This is a genomic window from Streptomyces regalis (genome assembly GCF_001509475.1).
In the GTDB taxonomy this organism is placed as follows: domain Bacteria; phylum Actinomycetota; class Actinomycetes; order Streptomycetales; family Streptomycetaceae; genus Streptomyces; species Streptomyces regalis.
On the sequence record NZ_LLZG01000072.1, the window covers coordinates 1 to 25299 of the forward strand.

The 25299-nt window shown below is 70.8% G+C and carries 22 protein-coding genes and 2 pseudogenes; 10 read left to right on the forward strand and 14 right to left on the reverse strand.

Annotated features, from left to right (window positions below; genetic code table 11):
• The coding region (locus ADL12_RS12640) for a class F sortase (RefSeq protein ID WP_062701641.1) at window positions 1–495 on the forward strand (495 nt) is incomplete at its 5' end.
• 6 nt (window positions 496–501) lie between these two features.
• Here ADL12_RS12640 and ADL12_RS12645 read toward each other — a convergent pair.
• The gene (locus tag ADL12_RS12645) at window positions 502–1284 is read right to left on the reverse strand and encodes a sulfite exporter TauE/SafE family protein (RefSeq protein ID WP_062701643.1); all 783 of its coding nucleotides are present in this window, start codon (window positions 1282–1284) and stop codon (window positions 502–504) included.
• Between the two features lie 300 nt (window positions 1285–1584).
• Here ADL12_RS12645 and ADL12_RS12650 point away from each other — a divergent pair, with 300 nt between their 5' ends.
• From ADL12_RS12650 to ADL12_RS50225, 5 genes and pseudogenes are all read left to right on the forward strand, one after another.
• A complete protein-coding gene (locus ADL12_RS12650; RefSeq protein ID WP_062701644.1) occupies window positions 1585–2796 on the forward strand; it encodes an NAD(P)/FAD-dependent oxidoreductase in 1212 nt (403 codons plus the stop codon).
• A complete protein-coding gene (gene nirB / locus ADL12_RS12655) occupies window positions 2796–5405 on the forward strand; it encodes a nitrite reductase large subunit NirB (RefSeq protein WP_062701647.1) in 2610 nt (869 codons plus the stop codon). Before ADL12_RS12650 ends, nirB begins: the two co-directional genes overlap by 1 nt.
• Window positions 5402–5752, forward strand: coding sequence for a nitrite reductase small subunit NirD (gene nirD / locus ADL12_RS12660; RefSeq protein ID WP_062701649.1), 351 nt, complete (start codon window positions 5402–5404; stop codon window positions 5750–5752). Before nirB ends, nirD begins: the two co-directional genes overlap by 4 nt.
• A gap of 40 nt (window positions 5753–5792) precedes the next feature.
• Window positions 5793–6272: pseudogene (locus ADL12_RS12665) on the forward strand (TetR/AcrR family transcriptional regulator); the annotation flags it as partial.
• Between the two features lie 82 nt (window positions 6273–6354).
• Window positions 6355–7006 (forward strand): annotated as a pseudogene (locus tag ADL12_RS50225) (SDR family NAD(P)-dependent oxidoreductase).
• 15 nt (window positions 7007–7021) lie between these two features.
• On the opposite strand, the gene ADL12_RS12675 reads toward ADL12_RS50225, so the two are convergent.
• From ADL12_RS12675 to ADL12_RS12695, 5 genes are all read right to left on the reverse strand, one after another.
• Window positions 7022–7948: an oxidoreductase gene (locus ADL12_RS12675; RefSeq protein ID WP_062701653.1), complete on the reverse strand. Its 927-nt coding sequence runs from the start codon at window positions 7946–7948 to the stop codon at window positions 7022–7024.
• A gap of 21 nt (window positions 7949–7969) precedes the next feature.
• Window positions 7970–8218 carry a hypothetical protein gene (locus tag ADL12_RS12680; RefSeq protein ID WP_062701655.1) on the reverse strand — a complete coding sequence of 83 codons (249 nt, stop codon included), beginning with the start codon at window positions 8216–8218 and terminating at the stop codon, window positions 7970–7972.
• A 12-nt stretch (window positions 8219–8230) separates the two neighbouring features.
• The gene (locus ADL12_RS12685; RefSeq protein ID WP_062701657.1) at window positions 8231–9565 is read right to left on the reverse strand and encodes a S8 family peptidase; all 1335 of its coding nucleotides are present in this window, start codon (window positions 9563–9565) and stop codon (window positions 8231–8233) included.
• Window positions 9566–9800: 235 nt separating this feature from the next.
• Window positions 9801–11720 (reverse strand): SulP family inorganic anion transporter, encoded by a 1920-nt coding sequence (locus ADL12_RS12690; protein ID WP_244187877.1) that lies wholly within the window; start codon window positions 11718–11720, stop codon window positions 9801–9803.
• Complete coding sequence (locus tag ADL12_RS12695) at window positions 11717–12337, reverse strand: carbonic anhydrase (RefSeq protein WP_062701659.1); 621 nt, start codon at window positions 12335–12337, stop codon at window positions 11717–11719. The genes ADL12_RS12690 and ADL12_RS12695 overlap by 4 nt, the downstream gene beginning before the upstream one ends.
• 193 nt (window positions 12338–12530) lie before the next feature.
• On the opposite strand from ADL12_RS12695, the gene ADL12_RS12700 reads away from it, so the two are divergent.
• Both ADL12_RS12700 and ADL12_RS12705 read left to right on the forward strand, forming a co-directional pair.
• Window positions 12531–13265 (forward strand): response regulator transcription factor, encoded by a 735-nt coding sequence (locus tag ADL12_RS12700; protein WP_208614526.1) that lies wholly within the window; start codon window positions 12531–12533, stop codon window positions 13263–13265.
• The gene (locus ADL12_RS12705; RefSeq protein ID WP_062701661.1) at window positions 13262–14746 is read left to right on the forward strand and encodes a sensor histidine kinase; all 1485 of its coding nucleotides are present in this window, start codon (window positions 13262–13264) and stop codon (window positions 14744–14746) included. Before ADL12_RS12700 ends, ADL12_RS12705 begins: the two co-directional genes overlap by 4 nt.
• A 3-nt stretch (window positions 14747–14749) precedes the next feature.
• Here the strand turns inward: ADL12_RS12705 and ADL12_RS12710 are convergent, their stop codons facing one another.
• Window positions 14750–15304 carry a hypothetical protein gene (locus tag ADL12_RS12710; protein ID WP_063806657.1) on the reverse strand — a complete coding sequence of 185 codons (555 nt, stop codon included), beginning with the start codon at window positions 15302–15304 and terminating at the stop codon, window positions 14750–14752.
• Between the two features lie 228 nt (window positions 15305–15532).
• Between ADL12_RS12710 and ADL12_RS12715 the strand changes: the two genes are divergently transcribed.
• Entirely contained in the window at window positions 15533–16690 is a 1158-nt protein-coding gene (locus ADL12_RS12715) for an alkaline phosphatase PhoX (RefSeq protein WP_062701665.1), read from the forward strand.
• An 85-nt stretch (window positions 16691–16775) separates the two neighbouring features.
• Window positions 16776–17270, forward strand: a complete 495-nt coding sequence (locus ADL12_RS12720) for an excalibur calcium-binding domain-containing protein (RefSeq protein ID WP_062701667.1) — start codon at window positions 16776–16778, stop codon at window positions 17268–17270.
• A 289-nt stretch (window positions 17271–17559) separates the two neighbouring features.
• Here the strand turns inward: ADL12_RS12720 and ADL12_RS12725 are convergent, their stop codons facing one another.
• The 7 genes from ADL12_RS12725 to ppdK all read right to left on the reverse strand — a co-directional run bounded on the left by ADL12_RS12725 (window position 17560) and on the right by ppdK (window position 24755).
• The gene (locus tag ADL12_RS12725) at window positions 17560–17910 is read right to left on the reverse strand and encodes an ArsR/SmtB family transcription factor (protein ID WP_062701669.1); all 351 of its coding nucleotides are present in this window, start codon (window positions 17908–17910) and stop codon (window positions 17560–17562) included.
• 202 nt (window positions 17911–18112) lie between these two features.
• On the reverse strand, window positions 18113–18526 hold the full coding sequence (locus ADL12_RS12730; RefSeq protein ID WP_062701671.1) for an STAS domain-containing protein: 414 nt from the start codon (window positions 18524–18526) through the stop codon (window positions 18113–18115).
• Between the two features lie 67 nt (window positions 18527–18593).
• Window positions 18594–19031, reverse strand: coding sequence for an ATP-binding protein (locus ADL12_RS12735; RefSeq protein WP_062701673.1), 438 nt, complete (start codon window positions 19029–19031; stop codon window positions 18594–18596).
• The gene (locus ADL12_RS12740) at window positions 19028–19468 is read right to left on the reverse strand and encodes a pyridoxamine 5'-phosphate oxidase family protein (protein ID WP_062701675.1); all 441 of its coding nucleotides are present in this window, start codon (window positions 19466–19468) and stop codon (window positions 19028–19030) included. Before ADL12_RS12740 ends, ADL12_RS12735 begins: the two co-directional genes overlap by 4 nt.
• Window positions 19465–21189: a SulP family inorganic anion transporter gene (locus ADL12_RS12745; protein ID WP_062701677.1), complete on the reverse strand. Its 1725-nt coding sequence runs from the start codon at window positions 21187–21189 to the stop codon at window positions 19465–19467. Before ADL12_RS12745 ends, ADL12_RS12740 begins: the two co-directional genes overlap by 4 nt.
• A 249-nt stretch (window positions 21190–21438) precedes the next feature.
• Complete coding sequence (locus ADL12_RS12750) at window positions 21439–21798, reverse strand: zinc ribbon domain-containing protein YjdM (RefSeq protein WP_062701680.1); 360 nt, start codon at window positions 21796–21798, stop codon at window positions 21439–21441.
• Window positions 21799–22034: 236 nt separating this feature from the next.
• Window positions 22035–24755 (reverse strand): pyruvate, phosphate dikinase, encoded by a 2721-nt coding sequence (ppdK, locus tag ADL12_RS12755; RefSeq protein ID WP_062701682.1) that lies wholly within the window; start codon window positions 24753–24755, stop codon window positions 22035–22037.
• Window positions 24756–25299: the final 544 nt, after the last annotated feature.

Below are 25299 nucleotides of genomic sequence, written 5' to 3' on the forward strand. Positions count from 1 at the left end.
GTGGCGGGGGCCGCCCCCCGCACCGCCGCCCCCGTTCTCCCGCCCTCCCCTCCCGACCGCATCCGCATCCCCGCGATACACGTCGACGCTCCCCTCATGGGCCTGGGCCTGACGAGGACGGGCAGTCTCGACGTCCCGCCCGCCGGGCGCAAGAACCTCGCCGGCTGGTACGAGGCCGGCACCACGCCCGGTGACACGGGCACCTCGATCGTCGCCGGCCATGTCGACAACGCCGACGGGCCCGCCGTCTTCTACCGCCTCGGCGCCCTGAGGAAGGGCGGCACGATCGAGGTGGACCGCCGGGGCGGCGGTACGGCGCTCTTCTCCGTCGACGCCGTCGAGGTGTATGACGCGAAGGCCTTCCCCGACGAGAAGGTGTACGGCCCGGCGCCACGCCCCGAGCTGCGGGTGATCACCTGCGGCGGCGGTTACTCACGGACGACCGGGTATCAGGGCAACGTCGTCGTCTTCGCACACCTCACCGGCAGCCGCTGACCCCTGCTAGGCCACCCACTGCTCGTACGCCAGCTTCGCCACCAGCGCGAACACCACCGTCAGCAGCACCACCCGGACGAATCCGCTGCCCTTCTTCAGCACCGTACGCGCCCCCAGCATGCCGCCCGCCAGGTTGAACACGGCCATCAGCGCGGCCAGCTGCCACAGGACCGTGCCCTGCCAGGCGAAGGTGGCCAGTGCGCCGGCGTTGGTACAGCAGTTGACGATCTTGGCGGTGGCGGAGGCGGTGACGAGGTCGAGGTGGAGTACGGCGGTGAGGGCGAGGACCAGGAAGGTGCCCGTGCCGGGGCCGATGAGGCCGTCGTAGAAGCCGATGGCCAGGCCCGCGAGGCCGATCGCGGCGAGGACCTGGCGGCGGGTGGCGGGGCCCGTCGCCGGTGCCGTGCCGAAGGCGGGGCGCAGGATCACGAAGGCGGCGACAGCGAGCAGCACCACCATGATCACGGGCTTCAGCACCTCGGTGCTCATGCCCGCCGCGAAGAAGGCGCCGCCGGAGGAGCCCGCGAGCGCCGCCAGCCCGATGCGGACGGCGAGGCGCACGTCCACGGGTGCTTTGCGGGCGTACGTCACCGCGGCGCCCGACGTGCCGACGATCGCGACGGCCTTGTTGGTGCCGAGCGCGTACGCGGCCGACGTGCTCGCGGGCAGGCCCAGCAGCAGCGTCGGGAGCAGGAGCAGGCCCCCGCCGCCGACCACGGCGTCGATCCAGCCGGCCGCGAGGGCCGCGAGGCACAGGACGGCGACCATGGTCAGCGATATGTCGGGCATGATCGCGACCCTAGGCGGATGATGTGTGTGCGGTCCACGTAAATAAGGAGCATCCGAGATGTCGGCCCGAGTGGGACGCACGCCACACCCCCGGCAAGGCGATCATTCGTAGACGATGGCGGCTGCACGGAAACCGGGCGTGCGGTCGCCCCCACCTCGCTCTCGAGCCGACCTCACAGCCCGCCCCCACCGCGCCCTCCGAACCCTCACACCCGCCCTCCGCTCCGGCTGAGGGCAGCGTTCCTCGTGGGAAACAGACGTGATGCGGTCGGGTAACACCGGCACCGCACGCTCAAGTGCATGACCTCGAATACGCGTGTGGTGGTGATCGGCGCCGGGCTCGCGGGCGTACGACTCGCCCGGCGGCTCGGCGAGCTCGGCACGCCCGTGACGCTCGTCGGCGAGGAGGAGCACCGCCCGTACAACCGGGTGCTCCTCGCCGAAGTGCTGGCCGGACGGTACAGCCCCGACGTGATCGCGCTGCCCGCGCCCGCGGAGCTCACCCGCGCCCGGGTCACCGGCATCGACCGTCAGGCGCGGACCGTTCAGTGCGCGGACGGTTCGGAGATCGCATACGACCGGCTGGTTCTGGCCACCGGCTCGAACCCGGTGCTGCCGCCCCTGCGCGGTCTGTTCACCCCCGACCACGTGCTACCGGAGGGCGTCCACGCCTTCCGCACCATGGACGACTGCCTGGGCCTGTCCAAGGCGGTCCGGCCGGGAGTGAAGGCGGTCGTCATCGGCGGCGGGCTCCTCGGGGTCTCCGCGGCCCGTGCGCTCGCCCAGCGCGGCGCCCAGGTCGTCCTCGCCCAGCAGGCCGAGCGGCTGATGGAGCGCCAGCTCGACCCGAGCGCCTCGAAGCTCGTCAAGCGGCACCTCAAGGACCTCGGCGTGGAGGTCCACACCGAGTGCCGCGTCCGTGACGTGCGCTGCGTCGGCGGCGCGGTCCGCTCGGTCGAGATGGCCGACGGATACGCCCTCGACGCCGACCTCGTGGTCCTTGCCTGCGGCGTACACCCGCGCGCGGGCCTCGCGCAGGCCGCGGGACTGGACGTCCGCAAGGGGATCGTCGTCGACGACGAACTGCGGACCTCCGACCCGTACATCCACGCCATCGGCGACTGCGCCCAGCACGACGGCAACGTCTACGGGCTGGCCACTCCGGCCCTCGAACAGGCCGAGGTGCTGGCCGAGTTGCTGGCCGGTCGGGCGCACGCCCGGTACACCGGCACCCGTTTGCTGACCCGGCTCACGCTGCCCGGTCAGAGCGCCTTCGACCTCGCCGCGTTCGGCGAGACGGAGCCGCGCCCCGGGGACGACGTCGTCCAGCTCGCGGACGCCACCCGAGGCACCTACCGCAAGGTCGTCGTCCGCGACGACCGCCTGGTCGGCGGGGTCCTCGTCGGCGAACTCGGCACCGTCGGCGCGCTCGCCCGCGCCTGGGAGGGAGCAGAGCCGCTCCCCGACGACGGCCCCCTGCTCCACCTGCTTACCAACGATGGAGGCTCCTGATGACCGCCACCCTGGGGGCCACCCCCACGATCGTGCTCGTCGGCCACGGCATGGTCGGCCAGCGCTTCCTCGAAGCGCTCGCCGAGCGCGGCCTGACCGCCACGCACCGCGTGGTCGTGCTGTGCGAGGAGCCGCGTCCGGCGTACGACCGCGTCGCCCTCACCTCGTACTTCTCGGGCAAGACGCCCGAGGACCTCTCCATGACGGACATGGAGTTCATCGAGACGCACGGCATCGAGCTGTACGTCGGTGACCCGGCGGAGACGATCGACCGCGAGGCGAAGAAGGTCACGGCCAGGTCCGGCCAGGTCTTCGAGTACGACACCCTCGTCCTCGCCACCGGCTCGTACCCCTTCGTACCGCCGGTCCCGAACAAGGACGCCGAGGGCTGCTTCGTCTACCGCACGATCGAGGACCTGCTCGCGATCGAGGAGTACGCGAAGACGAAGGCCACGACCGGTGCCGTCGTCGGCGGTGGTCTGCTGGGTCTGGAGGCGGCCGGTGCCCTCAAGGGCCTGGGCGTCGAGGCGCACATCGTCGAGTTCGCGCCGCGTCTGATGCCGGTACAGGTGGACGACGGCGGTGGCGCGGCCCTGCTGCGCACCATCGAGGACATGGGCCTGAGCGTCCACACGGGCGTGGGCACGCAGGAGATCGTCGTCGGCGAGGACGGTGCCGTCACCGGCATGAAGCTGTCCGACGGCTCCGAACTCGCCACCGACATGGTGGTGTTCAGCGCCGGTGTCCGCCCCCGCGACCAGCTGGCCCGCGACTGCGGTCTGACGGTCGGCGAGCGCGGCGGCATCACGGTCGACGAGCAGTGCCGTACCGTCGCCGACCCGCACGTGTTCGCGATCGGCGAGTGCGCGCTGGCGTCGGACGGCCGGGTGTACGGCCTGGTCGCCCCCGGTTACGAGCAGGCCGAGACGGCCGCCGCGACGATCGCCCAGGACGAGGCGGAGTTCACCGGCGCCGACCTGTCCACCAAGCTGAAGCTGCTCGGCGTCGACGTGGCGTCCTTCGGTGACGCGCACGGCACCGCCGAGGACTGCCTGGACGTCGTGTACTCCGACTCCCGCGCGGGCCTGTACAAGAAGCTGGTCATCGGCCGCGACGGCACGCTGCTCGGCGGCATCCTGGTCGGTGACGCGGAGGCGTACGGCACGCTCAAGGCCTTCACCGGCTCGGTCCCGCCGGTCTCGCCCGAGTCGCTGGTCCTGCCCGCCGGCGCCGGAGCGCCCACCCAGCTCGGCCCCTCGGCACTGCCGGACGACGCGATCATCTGCTCCTGCAACAACGTCCGCAAGGGCACGATCCGCGGCGCGGTCACCGAGCACAACTGCACCACCGTGCCCGAGGTCAAGAAGTGCACCAAGGCCGGTACGACGTGCGGCAGTTGTGTCAAGGTCCTCGGCCAGCTGGTCACCGCCGAGCTGGAGGCGTCCGGCGTCGAGGTCGACAAGGGCCTGTGCGGCTGCTTCTCGCAGACCCGCGAGGAGCTGTACGAGATCGTCCTCGCCCTGCGCATCAACACCTACCAGGACCTGCTGGACCGCTACGGCCGCGACGGCGCCAAGAGCGGCGACGGCTGCGAGATCTGCAAGCCGGCGGTCGGCTCGATCATCGCCTCCCTCGCCCCGACGATCGGCGCGAGCGGCTACGTCCTGGACGGCGAGCAGGCCTCCCTGCAGGACAGCAACGACCACTTCCTGGCCAACCTCCAGAAGAACGGCTCGTACTCGGTCGTCCCGCGCATCCCCGGCGGTGAGATCACCCCCGAGGGCCTGATCGTGATCGGCGAGATCGCCCGTGACTTCGGCCTCTACACGAAGATCACCGGTGGCCAGCGGATCGACATGTTCGGTGCGCGTGTCGAGCAACTCCCCCTGATCTGGGCCAGGTTGGTGGACGCGGGCTTCGAGTCCGGCCACGCGTACGGCAAGGCGCTGCGCACGGTGAAGTCCTGTGTCGGCCAGACCTGGTGCCGCTACGGCGTCCAGGACTCGGTCCGCATGGCGATCGACCTGGAGCTGCGCTACCGGGGGCTCAGGTCGCCCCACAAGCTCAAGTCGGCCGTCTCCGGCTGCCAGCGCGAGTGCGCCGAGGCCCAGTCGAAGGACTTCGGCGTGATCGCCACCGCCAACGGCTGGAACCTCTACGTCGGCGGCAACGGCGGCGCCACCCCGCGCCACGCGGACCTGCTGGCCCAGGACCTCTCCGACGCCGAGCTGATCCGCCTGATCGACCGGTTCCTGATGTTCTACATCCGTACGGCGGACCGGCTGGAGCGCACCTCGACCTGGCTGGAGCGGATCCCCGGCGGCCTGGACCACGTACGGGACGTGGTCGTGGAGGACTCCCTCGGTATCTGCGAGGAGCTGGAGTCCCTGATGGCGGACCACGTGGCGCACTACGCCGACGAGTGGGCGACGACCATCAACGACCCGGAGAAGCTCTCCCGCTTCGTCTCCTTCGTGAACGCCCCCGACACCCCCGACCCGGTCGTCGGCTTCATCCCCGAGCGCGACCAGATCAAGCCCGACCTGCCGCTGCTGTCCATCGGCATGCGCCCCGCTGAAGACGTCCTGGAAGGAAGCGCCCAGCGATGACCCTGGCACCCGAGACGACCGACCTGAAGGTACAGCTCAAGCTGGAGGACGACTGGTTCACGGTCTGCGACCTGGCCCAGCTGCTCCCCGGCCGGGGCGTGGCCGCCCTCCTCCCCGACGGCCGCCAGGTGGCCCTGTTCCGCGACCGGGGCGGCGCCCTGTACGCCATCGACAACCGCGATCCCTTCTGCGGCGCGGCGGTTCTCTCCCGCGGCCTGACCGGCACCCATCAGGGCCGCCCGTTCGTGGCCTCCCCGCTCCTGAAGCAGCGCTTCGACCTGGAGACGGGGCAGTGCCTGGACGACGAGGCGGTGCGGGTGGCGACGTACGAGGTACGTGCCTCCTGACTTCGCAGGACGATTGCTTGACTGATCGTTCCAGAAATGCCACCTCGGCGTCGGACGCGCCAGCATCTACGCGACCTTCGGCAACAAGCACGAGCTGTATCTGCGGGCACTGGAGCGCTACGACCGGGCAGGGCTCCCGCCGATCGTGCGGGAGCTGTCCGGACCGGGCCCCGCCCTGCCCGCCGTGCGGGCGCTCGTCCGGCGCTACGCCGCCGAGGCGGCAGACGATCAACTACGCCTGCACGGCTGCCTGGTGACCAATACGGCGTCCGAGCTCGGCCCGCACGACCCGGCGGTCGCCCGGCAGGTCGAGCGCAACTGGGACCAGTTGGAGACCGTGCTCCACTCGACCCTCGTCCGCGCCCGGAGCCAGGGCGAACTGCCCGAGGCCCGCGATCCGCTCGCCCTCGCCCGCATGCTGCTGGTGCTGCTGCAGGGCCTGCGGGTGGTCGGCAAGGCGTCGCCGGACCCGGCGCGTGTGCGGGACGCGGCGGAGCAGGCGCTGGCATTGCTGGACTGAACCGGAGCCCTTGCGGGGGCTCCTTTTTCACGGCTCCATATTGAACCGATCGGTCAAGAACAGGGGAGTTCATGATCAGGCGATTCCCCGCAGGACAGCTCTCGTGACGGGCGCGGGCTCCGGCATCGGCAGGACCACCGCCCTCGCGTTCGCCGCGGAGGGGGCGCAGGTCGTCCTCGCCGGGCGGCGCAGGGAACCGCTCGACGAGACGGTCGCCCTGATCGAGCGGGCGGGCGGCAAGGCGCTCGCGGTCACCGCCGACGTCTCCCGTGCCGCCGATACCGAGGCCCTGGTCCAAGCCACGGTGGACCTCCCCCACTCTCGGCTTGGCTCGACGTGGCGGTCAACAACGCCGGGGTCTTCCGGGGCGGACAGCCGCTGGCCGATCTTCCGGAAGCCGACTGGCACACGCAGCTCGGCATCAACATCACCGGCGTCTTCCTCGCCCTCCAGGCCCAGATCCGCCAGATGCGCACCCAGCCGGCCGGCGGCGCGATCGTGAACATCGCCTCCGTCTTCGGCGTCCACGCCCGCCACCCCGGCGCCGCCGCCTACGCCGCCACCAAGGCCGCCGTCTCCGTCCTCACCAGGGGCGCCGCCCTCGACCACATCCGCGACGGCATCCGCATCAACGCGGTCAGCCCCGGCGCCGTGGACACCCCTACCTGGCCTCGGACGACGCCACGTCAGTGGTGGGCACGGACCTGGTGGTGGACAGCGGGGCGACGGCCTGAGCGCACACCAGGCGCTCACACCTTCCGGGCGTCGTACGTCACGCCCGTCAGCCGCTCCGACTCCTCCCAGAGGCGTTCGCCCGCCCGGTCGTCGAGGGTCCACGGTGCCCGCCAGGACGGGGCGGGTGAGCCGCGCCAGCCGGCGAAGGACGGGCCGGTGAACGAGTCCGGGTGGACGCCGGGGGCGGTGGCGGCGTACAGGGTGGGCAGGGCACCGGCCTCGGCGGACTGGGCGAAGACGCGGTTGGCGGCCCGCATGAGCCACTCCCCGGCCCGGCGGCCCGACATGCGCGGCCCGGCTGTCTGCAGATCGGTGTCCGCATACCCGGGATGAGCGGCAGCCGCCACCACGTCCGCCCCCTGGGCCGCCAGCCTGCGCGCGAGCTCGTGCGTGAAGAGCAGGTTGGCGGTCTTGGAGCGGGCGTAGGCGATCCAACGCCGGTACCGCCGCTCACTGTTGAGGTCGTCGATGTCGATGTTGGCCAGCGCGTGCATCGGACTGGACACGGTCACCACCCGCCCGCCCGGCGCCGCGAGCAGCGCGGGCAGCAGCAGACCGGTGAGCGCGAAGTGCCCGAGGTGGTTGACCCCGAACTGTGTCTCGAAGCCGTCCGCCGTCGTGCCGTACGGCAGCGCCATCACTCCGGCGTTGTTCACGAGCAGGTCGAGACTGTCGTACGGCGATGTCGCGGCGAACTCCCGCACGGAGCCGAGGTCGCCGAGATCGAGCCGCCTCAACTCGATCTGCGCATCGGGCACTTCCGCGACCAGTTGCTCGACGGCCGCCGCACCCCGCGCCTCGCTCCGGCACGCGAGCACCACCCGCGCACCCTTGCGGGCCAGCTCCCGCGCGGTGACGTACCCGAGCCCGCTGTTGGCTCCGGTGACCACGGCGACGCGTCCGCTCTGGTCGGGGATGTCGTGCGCGTCCCAGCCGGACATGACCGAGCTCCCTTCCCGGGCCTACTGGATCGGCTCGTCGGGTGGGGGGAGTCGGATGATGCGCTCCCGGTCGACGGCCTCGACGCCGTCGACCACTTCCAGGGCGGGGATCCGGTCCTCGGCGACGGTGCCGGAGAGCGTGCCGAGGATCGGCTGCTCGCCGGTGACCGTGAGACCGGCCTGCCGCAGGGCCTCTACGACCTCCGCGAACCGGTCGGGGTCGACCGCGAGGATGACCCCGACCGGCTCGGATGCAGATGACTCACTCACGCGGTCACCGGGTCACGGGGCCTGGAGCAGGCCGTTACCGACGTCCCCGACGGGCTGTACCAGCGGGAACGCACTGCCCTTCAGCATGCCCACGAGCTGGACCGCGGAAGCGCTGGGGGACGCCTCGGCAAGCAGCGCGATGACCCCCGCGGCGTGCGGTGTGGCCATACTGGTGCCGCTCAGGTTCTGGTACCCGCCGCCAGGGGCAGCCGAGCGCACGTCCCTGCCGGGCGCGGCGATATTGATCTCGCCGCCATCCCCGTTGATCGCCGCGTTGGAGAAGAACGAAGGACTGATCGCCCTGTCGAGCGCGGCCACCGCGAGGATGGAGGGGCAGTTGGCGGGCCGGGCGACGGGCACGATGGAGCCCGGCCGATGGCTTTCGTTGCCCGCGGCGGCGACGATCACCGTGCCGAGCTTGAGCGCGCGCAGGGCCAGGTGCTCGTACACCTGGGGGAAGAGCTCACCCGGCCGGACGCGGGCGCCCAGCGACATGGAGATCACCTTCGCACCCTGGGAGATGGCCCAGGCCATGCCCGCCAGGATCTGACCGTCGGTGCCGGATCCCGCGTTGCTGAGCACCTTCGCCGCCAGGATCTGCGCGTCGGGTGCCACGCCGTAGCGGGGTCCCTGCTTGGGGTTGGCCGGACCGGCGGCGGTGCCGATGCAGTGCGTGCCGTGGCCGTTGCCGTCCTGGACGGTCTCGTTGGGTACGAAGGACGCCGTCGCCGCGATGCGCCCGGTCAGGTCCGGGTGGTTCGCGTCCACGCCGGTGTCGAGGACGGCGATCTTCACGTTCTTCCCGGTCAGGTGCGACAGGTTGGCCTTGATCGCCTGAAGACCCCAGGTCCAGGTCTTCTCTTCCCAGGCCGGTCCCTGGGTGATCGCCATCTCGGCCTGGGTGTGGAAGCTGACCACTTCCTCGTCGCTGCGGTAGGCCGGGAAGAACTCGGTCGGCGCCTGGTGCGGAGCGGTGATCGGCATGGCGTAGACCATGCGCTCCGGCTCGGCCGCGATGATCGAGTTCTCCGCCTCGGCCGTGGTGACCAGCGCATGGCGCTGGTCGGGCCGCACTTCGACGACGGCGGCGGCGAGGTCCTCGAAGAGCACCGAGATGTCGGGGCGTTCGAGGAGTTCGGTGATGTTCGTGGTGTCGGTTCCGCGGACACGTTCGACGGACGCGATGTCGGCGTTGGAACGCAGTGCGTTCAGGCCGCTTTCCTGGTCACTCGGGTCGAGCAGGACCACGTATCGACCGGTGTACTCCGTGTTCTGGCCCGTGAGGGGGCCGCTGGGTCCGTCGGGCCGCTCGCCGAAGGCGCGCCTGTCCATGGGTCCGTTCGCCATTGAAGTTCCCGCTTTCTGTGTGCTTTCCCCCCGGCTCGTGGACACGCGTCGAGGCACGGAGAGTCAGCGCCCGGGAAAAGGGGGGCGCGGATCGGTCGTGGATCGACGCGTACTGCCGTGACCTGCAAGGATGACTTCTGCCAAGCCGTCGGCATCGCCCCCTCGTCCACCGTCGCATTGAGTACAAAAGCCCGCAACACGGACCCCGGTCACACTCAGCGACACTCAGCGACACTCAGCGCCGCATGCTCGCGTAGTCGTCGAACGCCTCGTGACCGAGGGGCAGCGGCCGCGTGTCCAGGTAGAACCACTCGGCGCCGGGACCGGGGGCTGCCGTCGGGGCCGGTTCGACGGCCTCGATCCCGACCGGCGCCTTAGGGCCTGTCCGGCGGATCATGCCGGCGTCGCGGTGCCTGGCACGCGCTCCCCCAGAGGGGGGACCCCCAGCCGCGTTGTCGTCGGTCGCCGACTCCCCCACTCTCGACTTCGCTCGAGCGGGGGGACCCCCATCGCGTCGCCCGCCGCGGTAGCGGCTGATCGACACGGCTCCTCCGCCTTGCAGCCAGCCGGCCTGATCCGCCGGACAGGCCCTAGTCTCGACCGGCGTCTGCGCATCGACCGGTGTCTGCGTCTTCGCCGGCCCCGGCATCAGCAGTTCCACCCGTACGCCCAGCCCGCGCTGCTGTGCCGTGAACTCCTCGACCTGGTTGCGGCAGGCATGGTCGAGGTGGGTCACGCCAGTCAGGTCGAGGCGGATGCGGGGCCGGCCCGATGCGGCCGCTCCCTCCAGCGCCTCGATGACCTGCGGCAGCCGCAGGAAGGTGGCGTTGCCGGCCATGACGACCTTGGCGGTGTCGTCCTCGACGTGCTGCCGGATCACGGTCTGCGACATGCGCAGCGCGGCCAGCACGATCCCGGCCGCCAGCCCGATGAGGACGCCTTCGAGGAGTGCGGTCGCCACGATGACCAGCGTGGTGACGGTCATGACCACGAACTCGCCCCGGTCCTGCCGCCACATCTTCGGGAACTCCTCGGGCGCGAACAGCTTCCAGCCGCTGTGCACGAGGACACCGGCGAGCACCGAGATCGGGATCAGCGCGAGGACCTGCGGCAGCAGCAGCGCGAAGGCCAGCAGCCACAGGCCGTGCAGGGTGCGGGAGATGCGGGTCTTCGCGCCGGCCTGGACGTTCGCCGAACTGCGGGCCACGACCGCGGTGATGGGGAGGGCGCCGAGGATGCCGGCGACCGTGTTGCCGGCGCCCTGGGCGATGAGTTCGGTGTTGTAGCGGGTGCGGGGGCCACTGTGCATCCGGTCCACGGCGGCCGCGGTGAACAGGCTCTCCGCGGAGGCGATGACCGTGAAGGTGAGGATGGAGGTGATGATGGCGGCGTCCGCGAGTCCCGCGAACTGCTCGGCCCCCGGCACCCGCACCGACGCCAGCAGATTGCCGACCTGGAGCGTCTTCACGTCCACGCCGGGCAGCGCGGCGACCGCGATGCCGATGCCGACCGCGACCAGCGCGGCCGGGATCCTCTTCGCCGGTCCCGGCACCTTCTTCCACAGGAAGCTCAAGCCGATCGTGGCGACGCCGAGCAGCGTGGCGATCATCGCCTGCGGGTCGGTCAGGATGTCGGCGAACAGGCCCGGGACGCCGGCCATGTTCTCGATCGGCGTGCCGGGGGCCTTGGAGTCGGCCATCGGGTAGGCCTGGCTGAACATCAGCGGCAGCCCGATGCCGGCCAGCATCCCCTGGACGACGGCGAGGGAGATCGCCTGGAACAGCCGGCCCAGGCGTACGACGCCGAGGACGATCTGCAGAAGGCCCGAGAACAGGACGATCACCCCGAGCATCGCCACGCCGTGCTCCAGCACCGTCTCCGCGACCAGCGCCGCGAGCCCGGCGGCCGGCCCGCTGACCTGGAGCGTGCTGCCCCGGACCGCGCCGACGACCAGGCCGCCGATGACCCCGGAGATGATCCCGAGCTCGGCGGGGACACCGGAGGCGACGGCGACGCCGATGCACAGGGGCAGGGCGACGAGGAAGACGACCAGGGACGCGGTCATCTCGTTGGCGAGGTCGGTTCTGGAGCCGGACTTCGCCGACGGCGTGCTCGCGGTCCTCGTGGCGCGCCCGCGCGCATGCGCCCCGCTCATCCGCTGTGCACCCGGAACCGACCGTCACCCTCCAGCTCGTGCACCTGCCCGGTGTCGACCTCGTAGTACCAGCCGTGCAGCCGCAGCCGCCTCCCGTCGAGCCGCTGCCGCACCACCGGGTAAGTCCGCAGTACGGCGAGCTGGTTGACGACATTGCCCTGCGCCACGTCCGGCAGCGACGGGTCGTCGGAGGCGGTCGTGAGGACCGGCGCCAGTTCGGGGCGGGCCAGCTGCAGCCAGGCGTCCACGCCCGGCAGCGCGGACAGGTCGTCGCCCGACTTCAGCGCACCCATCGCGCCGCAGTGTGAGTGACCGCACACGACGATGTCCTGAACCCCGAGCACCTCCAGTGCGTACTCGATGGTGGCGGCCTCCCCCGACGCGCCGGGGCTTCCGGCACCGGGGCTTCCGTACGGCGGCACGATATTGCCCGCGTTGCGCAGCTCGAATATCTCTCCGGGCCGTGCGCCGGTAATCAGGGCGGGTATGACCCGCGAGTCCGAGCAGGTAATGAAGAGCACCTCGGGATATTGCCCCTCAGCCAGTTTCCGGTATTCACCGCTCTCGAAATCGACCCGCCGTTTGAACGACCGGGCACGGTCCAGTATCGCCTTCAACGAAACCTCCTGAGCTGGGGGTTCGACCAGTTGAGCAGCACCGTAGACGAGTGCACCCCAGAGGAAGGTTAAGTAAAGGCCAGAGCGCGTCCAGTAATTGGACATTCTTTGCCGCAACGTCCTGCAAGCGCTTGTCTCTTGTAGCGTGTTGACGTCAGGGCAGAGAATGCAAATTCACGGAGAGACAGGACGCATGGGCATACGAGTGCTGCTCATCGAGGACGACGAGACGATCGCCGAGCCTCTCACCGAGGGTCTGGGGCACTTCGGGCTGGCGGTGGATCACGTGACCACCGGAGCCGAGGGGTTGAGAAGGCCGTACGGCGATGTCGTCCTGCTCGACCTCGGCTTGCCGGACATGGACGGCATCGACGTGTGCCGGGGCATCCGGCAGGTCTCGGACGTGCCGGTCATCATCCTGAGTGCGCGGGGTGAGGAGGCCGACCGGGTGCTGGGGCTCGAACTGGGGGCGGACGACTATCTGGCGAAGCCGTTCAGTGTGCGGGAGTTGGTGGCACGGGTGCGGGCGGTGACCCGACGGACCCAGCGCACGGAGGCGGCGCCACCCCAGTCGCCCCAGTCGTACGAGGATCCCGCCCCCTCACCCTCGTACGCGCCCGGCCCGCTCGTCGTGGACCGCCGCACCCGCCAGGTCTGGGTCGGCGAGGTCCCCGTCACCCTCACCCCGAAGGAGTTCGAGCTGCTGGCGCTGCTGACCGAGGATCCGGGTGCGGTGTACTCCCGGCAGCAGATCCTGGACCGGGTGTGGGATCCGCACTACGAGGGTCCGACGAAGACGCTGGACGTCCATGTCGCCTCGCTGCGGCGGAAGTTGGGCGACCCGGCGTGGATCCAGACACTGCGTGGGGTCGGCTTCCGGCTGGCGGTACAGGCCGAGCCGGGCGGGCAGCAGGTGCCGTCGCCGTGACCCGCCGGCTGCTGCTCAGCTACCTCTCCCTCGCCGCGCTCGTCCTGCTGTGCCTGGAGATCCCGCTGGGCTTCGTCTACTCGCGCAGCGAGCGGGAGCGGGTGGTGAACGCGGCGAAGGACGAGGCCGAGTCGGTGTCGGCGTACGCCTCGCTGTCCCTGAGCGCGGGCCGTGCCGAGCGGGACCTGCCCCGCCGGGTGGTGCACTGTGCCGAGCGGATCGGCGGGAAGGTGGTGGTCGTGGACGCCGCGGGCGCCCTGCTCGCGACCTCGCATCCGCTGGCCGCCGTCATGTCGGCCGACCTCGCCGCCCGCCCCGGTATCGCGGCCGCCCTCCACGGCACCTCCACGGTGGACGTCCGGACGTCGACCATCGGCGGGGTCGAGTACCTCTCGGTCGCCGCGCCGGTCCGGCACGCCACGGGGTTGCAGGGTGCCGTGTGGCTGACGCTGCCGACCCGGACGGTGCACGAACGCGTCCATCACGTCTGGCTGTTGCTCGGCCTCGGCGGGCTCGGGGTCCTCACCGCGGTCGCCGTGGTCGGGTTCGCCATCGCCCGCTGGACCGGCCGCCCCATCCGCGAACTGGAGCGCGCCACCGACGAGTTGGCGGACGGCGGCCTGGCCGCGCCGGTGACGATCACCAAAGGGCCGCCTGAGGTACGGCGCCTGGCCGCCGCGTTCAACCGTACGGCGGCCCGGCTCGCGCACCTCCTCGCCGCCCAGCACGCGTTCGCGGGCGAGGCCTCCCACCAGCTCAAGACGCCGCTCGCGGCGCTGCGACTGAGACTGGAGAACCTGGAGCCCAGCGTCGCCGCCCGCGGCCGGGGCAGCCTCGCCGCCGCGGTGACCGAGACGGACCGGCTCTCCCGGATGGTCGAGGGCCTGCTGGCGATGGCCCGCCTGGAGGAGAGCGCCGCGACGCCGGGCCCGGTCGACGTGGGTGCGGTCTGTGCGGAGCGGCATCGCACCTGGCAGCCGCTCTTCGAGAAGCAGCGGGTCTCCCTCGTGCTCTTCGCCGGCAGCGTGGGCCCGGTGCTGGCGGTGCCCGGCGGGGTCGAGCAGATCGTGGACAACCTGCTGTCCAACGCCCTGCGCGCCTCCCCGTCCGACACCACCGTGACCATGGAGCTACGGCTCCACGTACCGGCCCGCCGCGCCCTGCGCGACGCCCGCCCCGCCTGGGTCGACCTGCACATCACCGACGAGGGCCCCGGCATGACCCCGGAACAGTGTGCCCGCGCCTTCGACCGCTTCTGGCGCGCGCCGGGCGCCCCCAAGGGCGGCACGGGACTCGGCCTCTCGCTGGTCCAACGGCTCGCGCACGCGAGCGGCGGCGAGGCGAGCCTGCACGCGGCGGCCGCGGGCGGACTGGACGCGGTGATCCGGCTGCCGTCGGCGGAGCCGCCCCCGACGAGCGGAGGCCAGCACCTCGGCCGACCGGGGCAGCGGCGGCGGGGGGTGCCGGCGCTGCCGGCGTGAGCCCTATCGCCGTACGGCATGCCCCGCCGCGGCGTTCGCGGCGTCCGCGCGGCGCAGTTCACCGGTGGCGAGGACGTGGAATGCGGCCCCGGCGAAGAGCACGCCCGGGATCGCGAGCATCATGCGCAGATCGCCTCTGACGACGGCCAGGTACTCACTTCGCGAGATCTCGGTCCTGCCGCGGTGGCCGGGAGTCGCTTCAAAGGCGTAGTACCGGCCGTTCTCGATGCTCGCGTCCTGCAGGCCGGCTGCGCCGCCCGCGCCCATGCCCCCGATCACGAAGCCCGAGACGAGCAGGGTCGCCAACGCCAGCTGCACCGTGCCGGGCAGGCATCGGAAGGCATGCCAGAGCTCGGCCTTGGTCGCCCGGGCCAGAAGCGCCCGTATCAGGGCGGCGCCGAAGACCGGGAAGAGGAGCACCCCGCCCAGCACCATCGCCGCTGTCCCGGCCTCCTTCGACAGCCATACGCCCGGTACCCACGTGAGCGCGGCGAGTGACAGCAGTACGGCACTGGCCCCGCCCGCGATCGCCCCGTGCACCTTGAAGCTCGTCTTCATGCCCGGGAGCATCGCATGTCAGCCATGGCCGATTCATTTCCGTATCCCGGCAAGAACGGCGTCGGCTCACCGCAGCCACAGCCACACCCGCAGCCGCCCTCCACGCCGCCGTACGTCAACGGGTCATGGCTTGTCCACGCTCCGTCCATCACACTCCCCTAAGTTCCCACCCGCACGTCCCCGCCCCCGACCGGCGGCGGGGCGGTCACGGCACCCTTTGGAGCAGAAGTGGAACGTCGTACCTTCCTCCGTGCGACCGCCGTCGGCGGCACCTCGGCCGTCTTCGGCGGAACCCTGTGGCGCGGCGCCGCGTACGCCGCGCCCGCCCAGCCGGGCACGGGCCCCTACGGGCCGCTGGGCTCCCCCGACGCCAACGGCATCAGACTCCCGAGCGGTTTCACCAGCCGCGTCATCGCCCGCTCCGGCCAGACGGTCTCCGGAACGTCGTACACCTGGCACAACGCCCCTGACGGCGGCGCCTGTTACGCCGACGGCACCGGCTGGATCTACGTCTCCAACTCCGAGATCAACCCCTCCGGCGGCGCGAGCGCGGTCAAGTTCTCCTCGACGGGCGCGATCACGGGCGCGTACCGCATCCTGTCGGGCACCCGCCAGAACTGCGCGGGCGGCAAGACCCCCTGGAACACCTGGCTGTCCTGCGAGGAGGTGTCCCTCGGATACGTCTACGAGACCGACCCCTGGGGCACCAACGCGGCGACCCGCCGGGACGCGATGGGCCGCTTCAAGCACGAGGCGGCGGCAGCCGACCCGGTGCGCCAGGTGATCTACCTGACCGAGGACGAGTCGAACGGCCGCTTCTACCGCTTCGTACCGACGACCTGGGGCAACCTGTCCTCCGGCACCCTCCAGGTCATGGTCGCGGGCAGCGGCACCTCGGGCTCCTTCAGCTGGGCGAACGTCCCCGACCCGGACGGCTCCCCGACGGCCACCCGCTCCCAGGTCTCGGGCTCCAAGTCCTTCAACGGCGGCGAGGGCTGCCACTACGCCAACGACACGGTGTGGTTCACGACCAAGGGCGACAACCGCGTCTGGCAGCTCAACCTGACGTCGAACACCTACGAGTTGGCGTACGACGACTCCCTCGTCAACGGCACGGCCCCGCTCACCGGCGTCGACAACATCACCGGCTCCTCCTCCGGCGACCTCTTCGTCGCCGAGGACGGCGGCAACATGGAGATCTGCCTGATCACGCCGGACGACGTCGTCGCCGCGTTCCTGCGGATCGACGGCCAGTCGAGCTCGGAGATCACGGGGCCGGCGTTCTCACCGGACGGCAGGCGCCTGTACTTCTCCAGCCAGCGCGGCACGACCGGCAGCTCGTCGGGCGGGATCACGTACGAAGTGACAGGCCCCTTCCGCGCATAGCGATTACGAAACAGACACGCTTCCCACACATCTGGCCGCTGGGCATTACGGTCATCCCCTCACGCACCACCAGTGGGGGGATGACATGACCAATCCGTACACCTCGGCACCCATGCCGCAACCGCCCGTGCCACCGCAACCTGCCTACCGCCCGGCCCCCAAATGGGCCCGCAAGCGTTATGCGCTCCCCGCGCTCGGGCTGGCCTTCTTCTTGGGCATCGGCGCGGGCGCATCCGACGAGGGCTCGAAGAATTCCGACGCGAAACCGACGGCGGCCTCACCGCGCCCCACGGTCACCGTCACGGCGACCATGACCGCACCGGCGGAAGAACCCGAACCCGCACCGACGGTGACGGCCACGAAGACGATCAAGGTCACCACGACGGTCACAGCGGCCCCGGCAGCCGACAACGACTCCGCGTCCGACGCCTCCGACGACAGCGACTCCTCCGGCGGCGACGTCTACTACGCCAACTGCAGCGAGGCCCGCGCCGCCGGCGCCGCCCCGATCCACCGGGGCGAGCCCGGCTACGCCTCCCACCTGGACCGCGACAACGACGGCGTAGGCTGCGACAGCTGAAAGCGGGCTCCGCAGCACTCGCCGGGGCGTTGTTCCACACGCAGATCATCGGCATGACCGCCGCCGTGACGGTCGAGGCGTCGGCGGAGTGAACGGCGACCCCGTTCCTCCGGCGGTACCGGGATTCCCTGGTGAGCCGCGGCCGGACGGGACAGCCGCACCGCGCACCCGACCCGGTCCGCGGCCGTCGCATCACGCACACTGGCCTGGTTTCCGCTGGTGCCGGCGTTGGCGGGCGGCACATCGCTCAGAGCCGCTTCCATCATGTCGGCGGTTCGAAGGGCCGCCGCTAGGACGACGGCTTCGCCTCCCCTTGCACGGCCTGCAGATCGGCGAGCAGCTCGGCCTGCCCGGCCAGCACACCGGAGAGGATGGTGCGGGCGACGCGGAGGAGCTCGGCGACATGCGGGCTGGTCAGCGAGTAGTAGACGGTCGAGCCCTCCTTGCGCGTCACCACCAGGTTCGCGCGCCGCAGGACGGCGAGCTGCTGGGAGAGGTGCGCGGGCTCGATACCCACCTCGGGCAGCATCTCGGCGACCGCGTGCTCGCGCTCGCTCAGCAGTTCCAGAACCCGGATGCGCGCCGGGTGGCCCAGCGTCTTGAAGAACTCGGCCTTCAGTTGGTACAGCGGCGTACTCATCGTGCCGCCCCCTTCCCGACACAACAGCACGGCCCCACTGGCCGGGCCTCGGCGCATCGCATCCGCCCTCCCCCACCCTTCGGGCGGGGGGACCCCCACCTCGCTTCGCTCGTCGACAACATGCGGCCCATCCTCGCTTGCGGCACCGGCCACGCCGAACCCGGGCCAAGAAACCGAACCGCCGAGTGCCGGCAGTGAAGCGTCACTCGCCCGCCTGGTCTTCGTCCGGCCACCCGGTGGTGCGCCACTCGTGGCGGCCCTCGACGTGCTCTCCGATTCCCGCGCCGTGCGCGGCGAGCGCGGCGGCCAGGTCGGCGTGGACCGGGATCGGCGGGCCGTCTCCGGTCGGCACGAGGGAGCCGTCGGCGGGGATGGCGGCCAGCTCCAGGCTGCGGCCCGCCTCCGTCAGACGGCGCGCGGCTTCGGCGATCGCCACTTGTCCCTCGGTCGACCAGCTGCGCAGCTCGGTCAGGTCGACGATGACCGGTCCGGTGCCGCGGGCCAGGGCCCAGCCGACCGCGCCGGTGAAGCGGTGCACCGCGTCCGGGCCGAGGAATCCTGCGACGGAGAGAATGCCGAGGTTCTCCTCGACGGTGTAGCGCCAGTCGATGGTCATGAGGGTGGTGTACTTCCTTGTGCGGGTGGCCTGTTGGGGTCTGCTGTCTGGTCTCTCGGCGCTCCGGTCAGAGGGGCAGGGTGATCCAGATGCTCTTGCCCCGGCCGTCGGCATCCGCGCGGACCACCGCGGTGCCGCCCAGGGCGAGGACGAGCTCCATGACAGTGCCGAGGCCGCCGACGCCGGGGCCCGTGTCGGTGCCGGTGACCGCCCCGTACAACTGAGGCCGGCAGGGGTGGCGGTCGTGGACCGCGAAGGCCAGGCAGTCTGCGCCGGCGGCGTAGATCACGGTCACGGTCGGGGAGAGCACGGCGGCGTGCCGGACGCTGTTGGTGACCAGCTCGCTGAGGATCAGCAGTGCCGGGTCCACCGCGGGGTGCCGCAGCCCGATCCCCCACTCGACCAGAGCCCGCTCGGCGGTTTCGCGGGCCATCCGCACGGCGGACGGTTCGGTGGGCAGCGTGAGCACGTGCCGGTAGGGCAGAGCTTCGAGCATGGTCATCACGCCTCCGCGCGGGCGAGGCGGAAACCACTGACGGTCTTGGGGTGCAGGCGCAGCAGGGTGTCGTGGGGGCCGTGGGTCCAGCCGGTGAGGGTGCGCCGGATGGGGGCACCTCCCATGCCCTTAAGGCAATGGGGGAGGGCGGCCTCGTCGGGGTCGGTGATCACGTCGGCGGGACCGGAGACGGTGACGGTCCAGCCGGTGCCGTGCACGGCGCGGACCTCGTCCACGTGGTACGTCGCCGTCACCGGCACCGCCGCGGCCGGGGCCGGCGTGCGGACGACCAGGCGGCCGTACTCCCATACGTGCCGGGCGGGCCGGACCGCGGTCAGGTCCCGTTGCACGTACACCAGCCGGCCGCTACTGCTGCCCTCGATCAGCCACAGGGCCTCCGCACCGGAGACCTCGACCATGCGGAGGGGGACGGGGGGAGTGCTCATCGCAGGGATTCCTCGCTGGAGGTCCGGGGCTTCTGGGCGGGAAGGGCAGGGAGGACTCCAGCCGTCTCCAGGTGGGCGCGGGCGGCGCGGATCGCCTCGGGGGTGGTGGCGTACTCGCGCCCCTCGTGGCGCAGCAGGTCCAGCGCGCCGACGGACTCCAGAACCTGGCGCTGACCGGGACGTACGCCGGAGGCCAGGACGAGGATCCCGCGCCTGTTCAGCTTCTCCACCGCATCCTTGAGGACCAGGGCCCCGGTGGCGTCCATGGTCGACACCCGGGACATGCGCAGGATCACGACGCGTACGTCCGCGACCTCGGTCAGCTCCAGCAGAAAGCGGTGCGCGGCGGCGAAGAACAGCGGCCCGTCGATGCGGTACGCCACGATGTGCTCGGCCAGCAGCGCGTGCTCCTCAGCGCTGTGGTCACCCCGGTCGAGCGGCACCTGGTCGAAGCGGGCCTGCTTCGCGACGGCACGCAGGGCCAGAGCGCCCGCGACAGCGAGGCCGATGATGACGGCGTACACGAGGTCCAGGGCCAGGGTCGCGACGGCGGTGAGGACGAGGATCAGCGCGTCGGAGCGGGTGGCCTTGGCCATGGCGCGCAGTGAGCCGACCTCGACCATGCGGATCGCGGTGGCCAGCAGGACGCCGGCGAGCGCGGCGAGGGGGATCTTCGAGACCAGGGGCGCCGCCGCGAAGACGATCAGGGCGAGGATCGCCGCGTGGGTGAGGGCGGCGAGCCGGGAGCTCGCGCCCGTGCGGACGTTGACCGCGGTCCGGGCGATCGCGCCGGTCGCGGGGACGCCTCCGAAGAGCGGGGCGGCGATGTTGGCCAAACCCTGGCCGAACAGCTCACGGTCGGGATCGTGCTTCTGGCCGACCGTCATGCCGTCGGCGACCGACGCCGACAGGAGAGACTCCAGGGCAGCGAGGGCGGCGACCGCCACGGCCGGGGCGAGCAGGGTGCTCAGCGAGCCGAGGTCAAGGAAGGACAGCGTGGGGGCGGGCAGCCCGGCGGGCAGGTCGCCGATCGGCTTGGCCGCGTCCAGCCCGGCGGCCTGCGCGACGACCGTCGCCGCGATCACGGCAAGGATGGAGAACGGAACGGTCGGCCGCCACCGTGCCCCGACCAGCATGACGGCGGCCACCGCGACCGCGAAGCCGACGGCGGTCCAGTTCGGGGACTTCGCGAACTCCTCGATCGCCCGCCAGGTCACCACCAGCACCCGGTCACCCTCGGGCTTGGGCACACCGAGGGCGTTCGGGATCTGCTGCAGGCCGATCACGCACGCGATGCCGAGGGTGAAGCCCTCGACCACAGGGGCGGGAATGTACTGCATGTAGCGCCCGGCCTTCAGCGCGGCCAGCGCCACCAGCATCACGCCGGCCATCAGACCGACTGTGAGGACGCCCGCCGGCCCGTACTCGCCCACGATGGGCACGAGGACGACCGTCATGGCACCGGTCGGCCCCGACACCTGCAGATTCGACCCACCGAACACCGCGGCGAGCGCGCCCGCGACCACCGCGGTCGCCAGCCCCGCCGCCGCGCCCAGGCCGGAAGAGACGCCGAAGCCGAGCGCGAGCGGCAGCGCCACGATCGCCACGGTCAGCCCGGCCAGCAGGTCCCGCCGCGGGTCGCGCCGCATCTCCGTCAGGTCGGCGCGGGCGGGCAGCAGGGCCGCGATCCGGGCCCAGACCCGGCTGATCTGCGAGGTCATCGCGCGGCGACCTCGGCTTCCCGCAACTCGGCGAGGAGTTCACCCTGGAGGCTGGAGGGTTCCTTGGCCTGGTACAGCGGAACGGACACGACCCCTCGACTTCCCCTACGAGCCCCACCCCGGGGCGGATGAAAGGCTGTGCCCGCTCAACTGCGAGCACAGCCAACACAGCATCTAACCAATTGCGAAATTGCGCAATTCCGCATCAAGCTGCTGCCCTGGTCCTTCCGCCGAGGACGGGGCGGGGGATCAGGCTTTCTTGACCACGCTCGACTTCAGCTGCATCGCCCCGAAACCGTCGACCTTGCAGTCGATGTCGTGCCCGTCGACGCCGTCAACGAGCCGGATGTTGCGCACCTTGGTACCAGCCTTGATGCCGGAGGGGCTGCCTTTGACCTTGAGCGCCTTGACCACGACCACGCTGTCGCCGTCCTGCAGCACATTGCCGACGGAGTCCTTGACCACACGTTCCCCGGCGGCGCCCCCGCCCTCAGTGGCGCTCTCGTCCGGAACCCATTCGTAGCTGCACTCCGGGCACACGATCAGCGCGTTCATTTCGTACGTGTACTCACAGGAGCACTTCGGACAGGGAGGAGGATTCTCGTTCATCCCGCCAGCGTATCCGGCGCCCCGGAGCGGCGACCGCGAGCTGAAGCCTCGCATCCTCGGCCGCCGCCTGACCTGGCAAAACAACGGGCCCGCCCTGGGATGCCACATCAGTGTGCAGAAAATGCCTGAGAGGGCGGCACCCCCGCACAGGGTGCCGCCCTCTCTTCGTGCACCGGAACCGCCGCCCATCGGTACTGAGGGTCGGGGACGGACGACGGCTGCGGAGTCGGGGGAGGTCAGCGGTGGTCGCTGCCCTCCGACTGGGTCGCCGCCCGGCCCGCCTCGAGGCGCGCCACCGGGATCCGGAACGGCGAGCAGGAGACGTAGTCGAGACCGACCTCGTGGAAGAAGTGCACCGACTCGGGGTCACCGCCGTGCTCGCCGCACACGCCGAGCTTCAGGTCGGGCCGGGTCTCGCGCCCCGCCTTCGCGGCAGCGGCGACCAGCGAACCCACGCCGTCCTTGTCGATCGTCTCGAACGGGGAGACACCGAAGATGCCCTTCTCCAGGTACGCCGTGAAGAAGGAGGCCTCCACGTCGTCCCGGCTGAAGCCCCACACCGTCTGGGTGAGGTCGTTCGTGCCGAAGGAGAAGAACTCCGCCGCCTCCGCGATCTGACCGGCGGTCAGCGCGGCACGCGGGAGCTCGATCATCGTGCCGATGGACAGCTTCAGCTGCGTACCCGTCGCCGCCTCGACCTCCGCGACGACCTGGTCGGCCTCCTCGCGGACGATCTCCAGCTCCTGGACGGTGCCGACGAGCGGGATCATGATCTCGGCGCGCGGGTCGCCCTTGGCGTTCTTGCGCTCGGCGGCCGCTTCCGCGATCGCGCGGACCTGCATCGTGAACAGACCGGGGATGACCAGGCCCAACCGCACGCCGCGTAGGCCCAGCATCGGGTTCTGCTCGTGCAGCCGGTGGACCGCCTGGAGCAGCCGCAGTTCGTTCTCGTGCGGCTCCTGACGGGACTCGGCGAGGGCCACGCGGACCGACAGCTCGGTGATGTCGGGCAGGAACTCGTGCAGCGGCGGGTCGAGGAGACGGATCGTCACCGGCAGGCCGTCCATCGCCGAGAACAGCTCCACGAAGTCCTGCTTCTGCAGCGGGAGCAGCTCCTTCAGGGACTCCTCGCGCTCGGCCTCCGTGTCGGCCAGGATGAGGCGCTCGACCAGCTCACGGCGGTCGCCGAGGAACATGTGCTCGGTGCGGCACAGGCCAATGCCCTGGGCGCCGAACCGCCGCGCCCGCATCGCGTCCTCGGCGTTGTCCGCGTTGGCGCGCACCCGCAGCCGGCGCTTGCGGTCGGCGAACGCCATGATCCGGTGCACGGCCTCGACCAGTTCGTCGGCGTCGTTGGCGCCCGCGTGCATCCGGCCCTCGAAGTACTCCACGACGGGAGACGGGACCACCGGGACCTCGCCCAGGTAGACCTTGCCGCTGGAGCCGTCGATGGAGATGACGTCGCCTTCCTCCACCACGTGCCCGCCCGGCACCGTCATCCGGCGCCGCTTGGTGTCGACCTCGAGCTCCTCGGCGCCGCACACGCACGTCTTGCCCATGCCGCGCGCGACCACGGCCGCGTGCGAGGTCTTGCCGCCCCGGCTGGTCAGGATGCCCTCGGCGGCGATCATGCCGTCCAGGTCGTCGGGGTTGGTCTCCCGGCGGACCAGGATGACCTTCTCGCCCGAACGCGACCACTTCACCGCGGTGTACGAGTCGAAGACCGCCTTGCCGACCGCCGCACCCGGCGACGCCGCGATGCCCCGGCCGACCTGCTCGACCTTCGCCTCCTCGTCGAACTTCGGGAACATCAGCTGGGCGAGCTGGGCGCCGTTGACGCGCTGGAGCGCCTCCGCCTCGTCGATGAGCCCCTGGTCCACGAGCTGTGTGGCGATACGGAAGGCGGCCCCCGCCGTCCGCTTGCCGACACGGGTCTGGAGCATCCACAACTGCCCGCGCTCGATGGTGAACTCGATGTCGCAGAGGTCCTTGTAGTGGTTCTCCAGCGTCTCCATGATCTGCATCAGCTGGTCGTACGACTTCTTGTCGATCGTCTCCAGCTCCGCGAGCGGGACGGTGTTGCGGATGCCCGCGACCACGTCCTCGCCCTGGGCGTTCTGGAGGTAGTCGCCGTAGACGCCCTGGTGGCCGGAGGCGGGGTCGCGGGTGAAGGCGACGCCGGTGCCGGAGTCCGGGCCGAGGTTGCCGAAGACCATGGAGCAGACGTTGACGGCCGTGCCCAGGTCGCCGGGGATGCGCTCCTGGCGGCGGTACAGCTTGGCCCGGTCGGTGTTCCAGGAGTTGAAGACCGCCTCGATGGCGAGGTCCATCTGCTCGCGCGGGTCCTGCGGGAAGTCCCGGCCGGCCTCCTTCTTGACGATCTTCTTGAAGGCGGTGACCAGCTTCTTCAGGTCGGCGGCCTCCAGGTCGGTGTCGACCGTGACCTTCTTGGCCTCCTTGGCCTTGTCAAGGGCGTCCTCGAAGAGCTCGCCGTCGACGCCGAGGACGGTCTTGCCGAACATCTGGATGAGGCGGCGGTAGGAGTCCCAGGCGAACCGCTCGTCGCCGGCCTGGTCGGCGAGACCCTTCACGGACTTGTCGGAGAGTCCGATGTTGAGGACCGTGTCCATCATTCCGGGCATCGAGAACTTCGCGCCGGAGCGGACGGAGACGAGCAGCGGGTTGTCGGGCTGGCCGAGCTTCTTGCCCATCTTCGTCTCGAGGGCGTCGAGGTGCGCACTCACCTCGTCACGCAGTGCCGCCGGCTCCTCGCCACTGTCGAGGTAGACCTTGCAGGCTTCCGTCGTGATCGTGAAGCCGGGGGGAACGGGGAGTCCCAGGTTGGTCATCTCGGCGAGGTTCGCGCCCTTGCCACCCAGGAGGTCCTTGAGGTCCTTGTTTCCCTCGGTGAAGTCGTAAACGAACTTCGCTACGTGGGGTTCTTTGTTTTCCGACACGGTCTCGACTCCCTCGAGGACGCGGTGGCTGCCCTGACGGCGAGGAACATACCCAGATCGAAGGCGCCTGGGTATGTCTACTCACGCGTCATGCGCCTGTAACCACCCGTCCGCCAGTGGATCGAAAGTCAAAGCTTGGCAAGCCGAGACGGGCGGATGTTTTCACTTCTTGAACACAAGAGCGCCCACAGGTGCGGATTTCCGCTCAGATGAGCGGCCTTACCGCACGTCTGATTTCGATCGATGAACGATCAAGGGGTGGCACCGAGTGCCACCCCTTGGAGAAGTGCAGCCGCTCAAGATCCGCTCATCTGAGCGGAACCCTTATCAAGGGTGGCGAGAATCACGCTGCCACAGCCGCCCGGATTTCACCATGCGGACGTGCGCCCGGGACGGAAACGCGACCGTCACACACCCGGCGCGAACGGCCCTCACACCCGACACCAACGGCCCTCACACACCCAGCGCGACCAGCCGTTCTTCCACCCGCGCGGGCGCATACAGATGCTCCACGACCAACGCCCCGGCCCCCACCAGCCCGGCC

Coding starts and splice junctions, on each gene's coding strand:
- ADL12_RS12725 (WP_062701669.1), bottom strand. CDS start 17,910: ATGAGTACGCCGCTGTACCAACTGAAGGCCGAGTTCTTCAAGACGCTG.
- ADL12_RS12690 (WP_244187877.1), bottom strand. CDS start 11,720: ATGAGCGGGGCGCATGCGCGCGGGCGCGCCACGAGGACCGCGAGCACG.
- ADL12_RS12645 (WP_062701643.1), bottom strand. CDS start 1,284: ATGCCCGACATATCGCTGACCATGGTCGCCGTCCTGTGCCTCGCGGCC.
- nirB (WP_062701647.1), top strand. CDS start 2,796: ATGACCGCCACCCTGGGGGCCACCCCCACGATCGTGCTCGTCGGCCAC.
- ADL12_RS12650 (WP_062701644.1), top strand. CDS start 1,585: ATGACCTCGAATACGCGTGTGGTGGTGATCGGCGCCGGGCTCGCGGGC.
- ADL12_RS12685 (WP_062701657.1), bottom strand. CDS start 9,565: ATGGCGAACGGACCCATGGACAGGCGCGCCTTCGGCGAGCGGCCCGAC.
- ADL12_RS12740 (WP_062701675.1), bottom strand. CDS start 19,468: ATGAGCACTCCCCCCGTCCCCCTCCGCATGGTCGAGGTCTCCGGTGCG.
- ADL12_RS12710 (WP_063806657.1), bottom strand. CDS start 15,304: ATGAAGACGAGCTTCAAGGTGCACGGGGCGATCGCGGGCGGGGCCAGT.
- ADL12_RS12750 (WP_062701680.1), bottom strand. CDS start 21,798: ATGAACGAGAATCCTCCTCCCTGTCCGAAGTGCTCCTGTGAGTACACG.
- ADL12_RS12730 (WP_062701671.1), bottom strand. CDS start 18,526: ATGACCATCGACTGGCGCTACACCGTCGAGGAGAACCTCGGCATTCTC.
- nirD (WP_062701649.1), top strand. CDS start 5,402: ATGACCCTGGCACCCGAGACGACCGACCTGAAGGTACAGCTCAAGCTG.
- ADL12_RS12675 (WP_062701653.1), bottom strand. CDS start 7,948: ATGTCCGGCTGGGACGCGCACGACATCCCCGACCAGAGCGGACGCGTC.
- ADL12_RS12700 (WP_208614526.1), top strand. CDS start 12,531: ATGGGCATACGAGTGCTGCTCATCGAGGACGACGAGACGATCGCCGAG.
- ADL12_RS12745 (WP_062701677.1), bottom strand. CDS start 21,189: ATGACCTCGCAGATCAGCCGGGTCTGGGCCCGGATCGCGGCCCTGCTG.
- ADL12_RS12720 (WP_062701667.1), top strand. CDS start 16,776: ATGACCAATCCGTACACCTCGGCACCCATGCCGCAACCGCCCGTGCCA.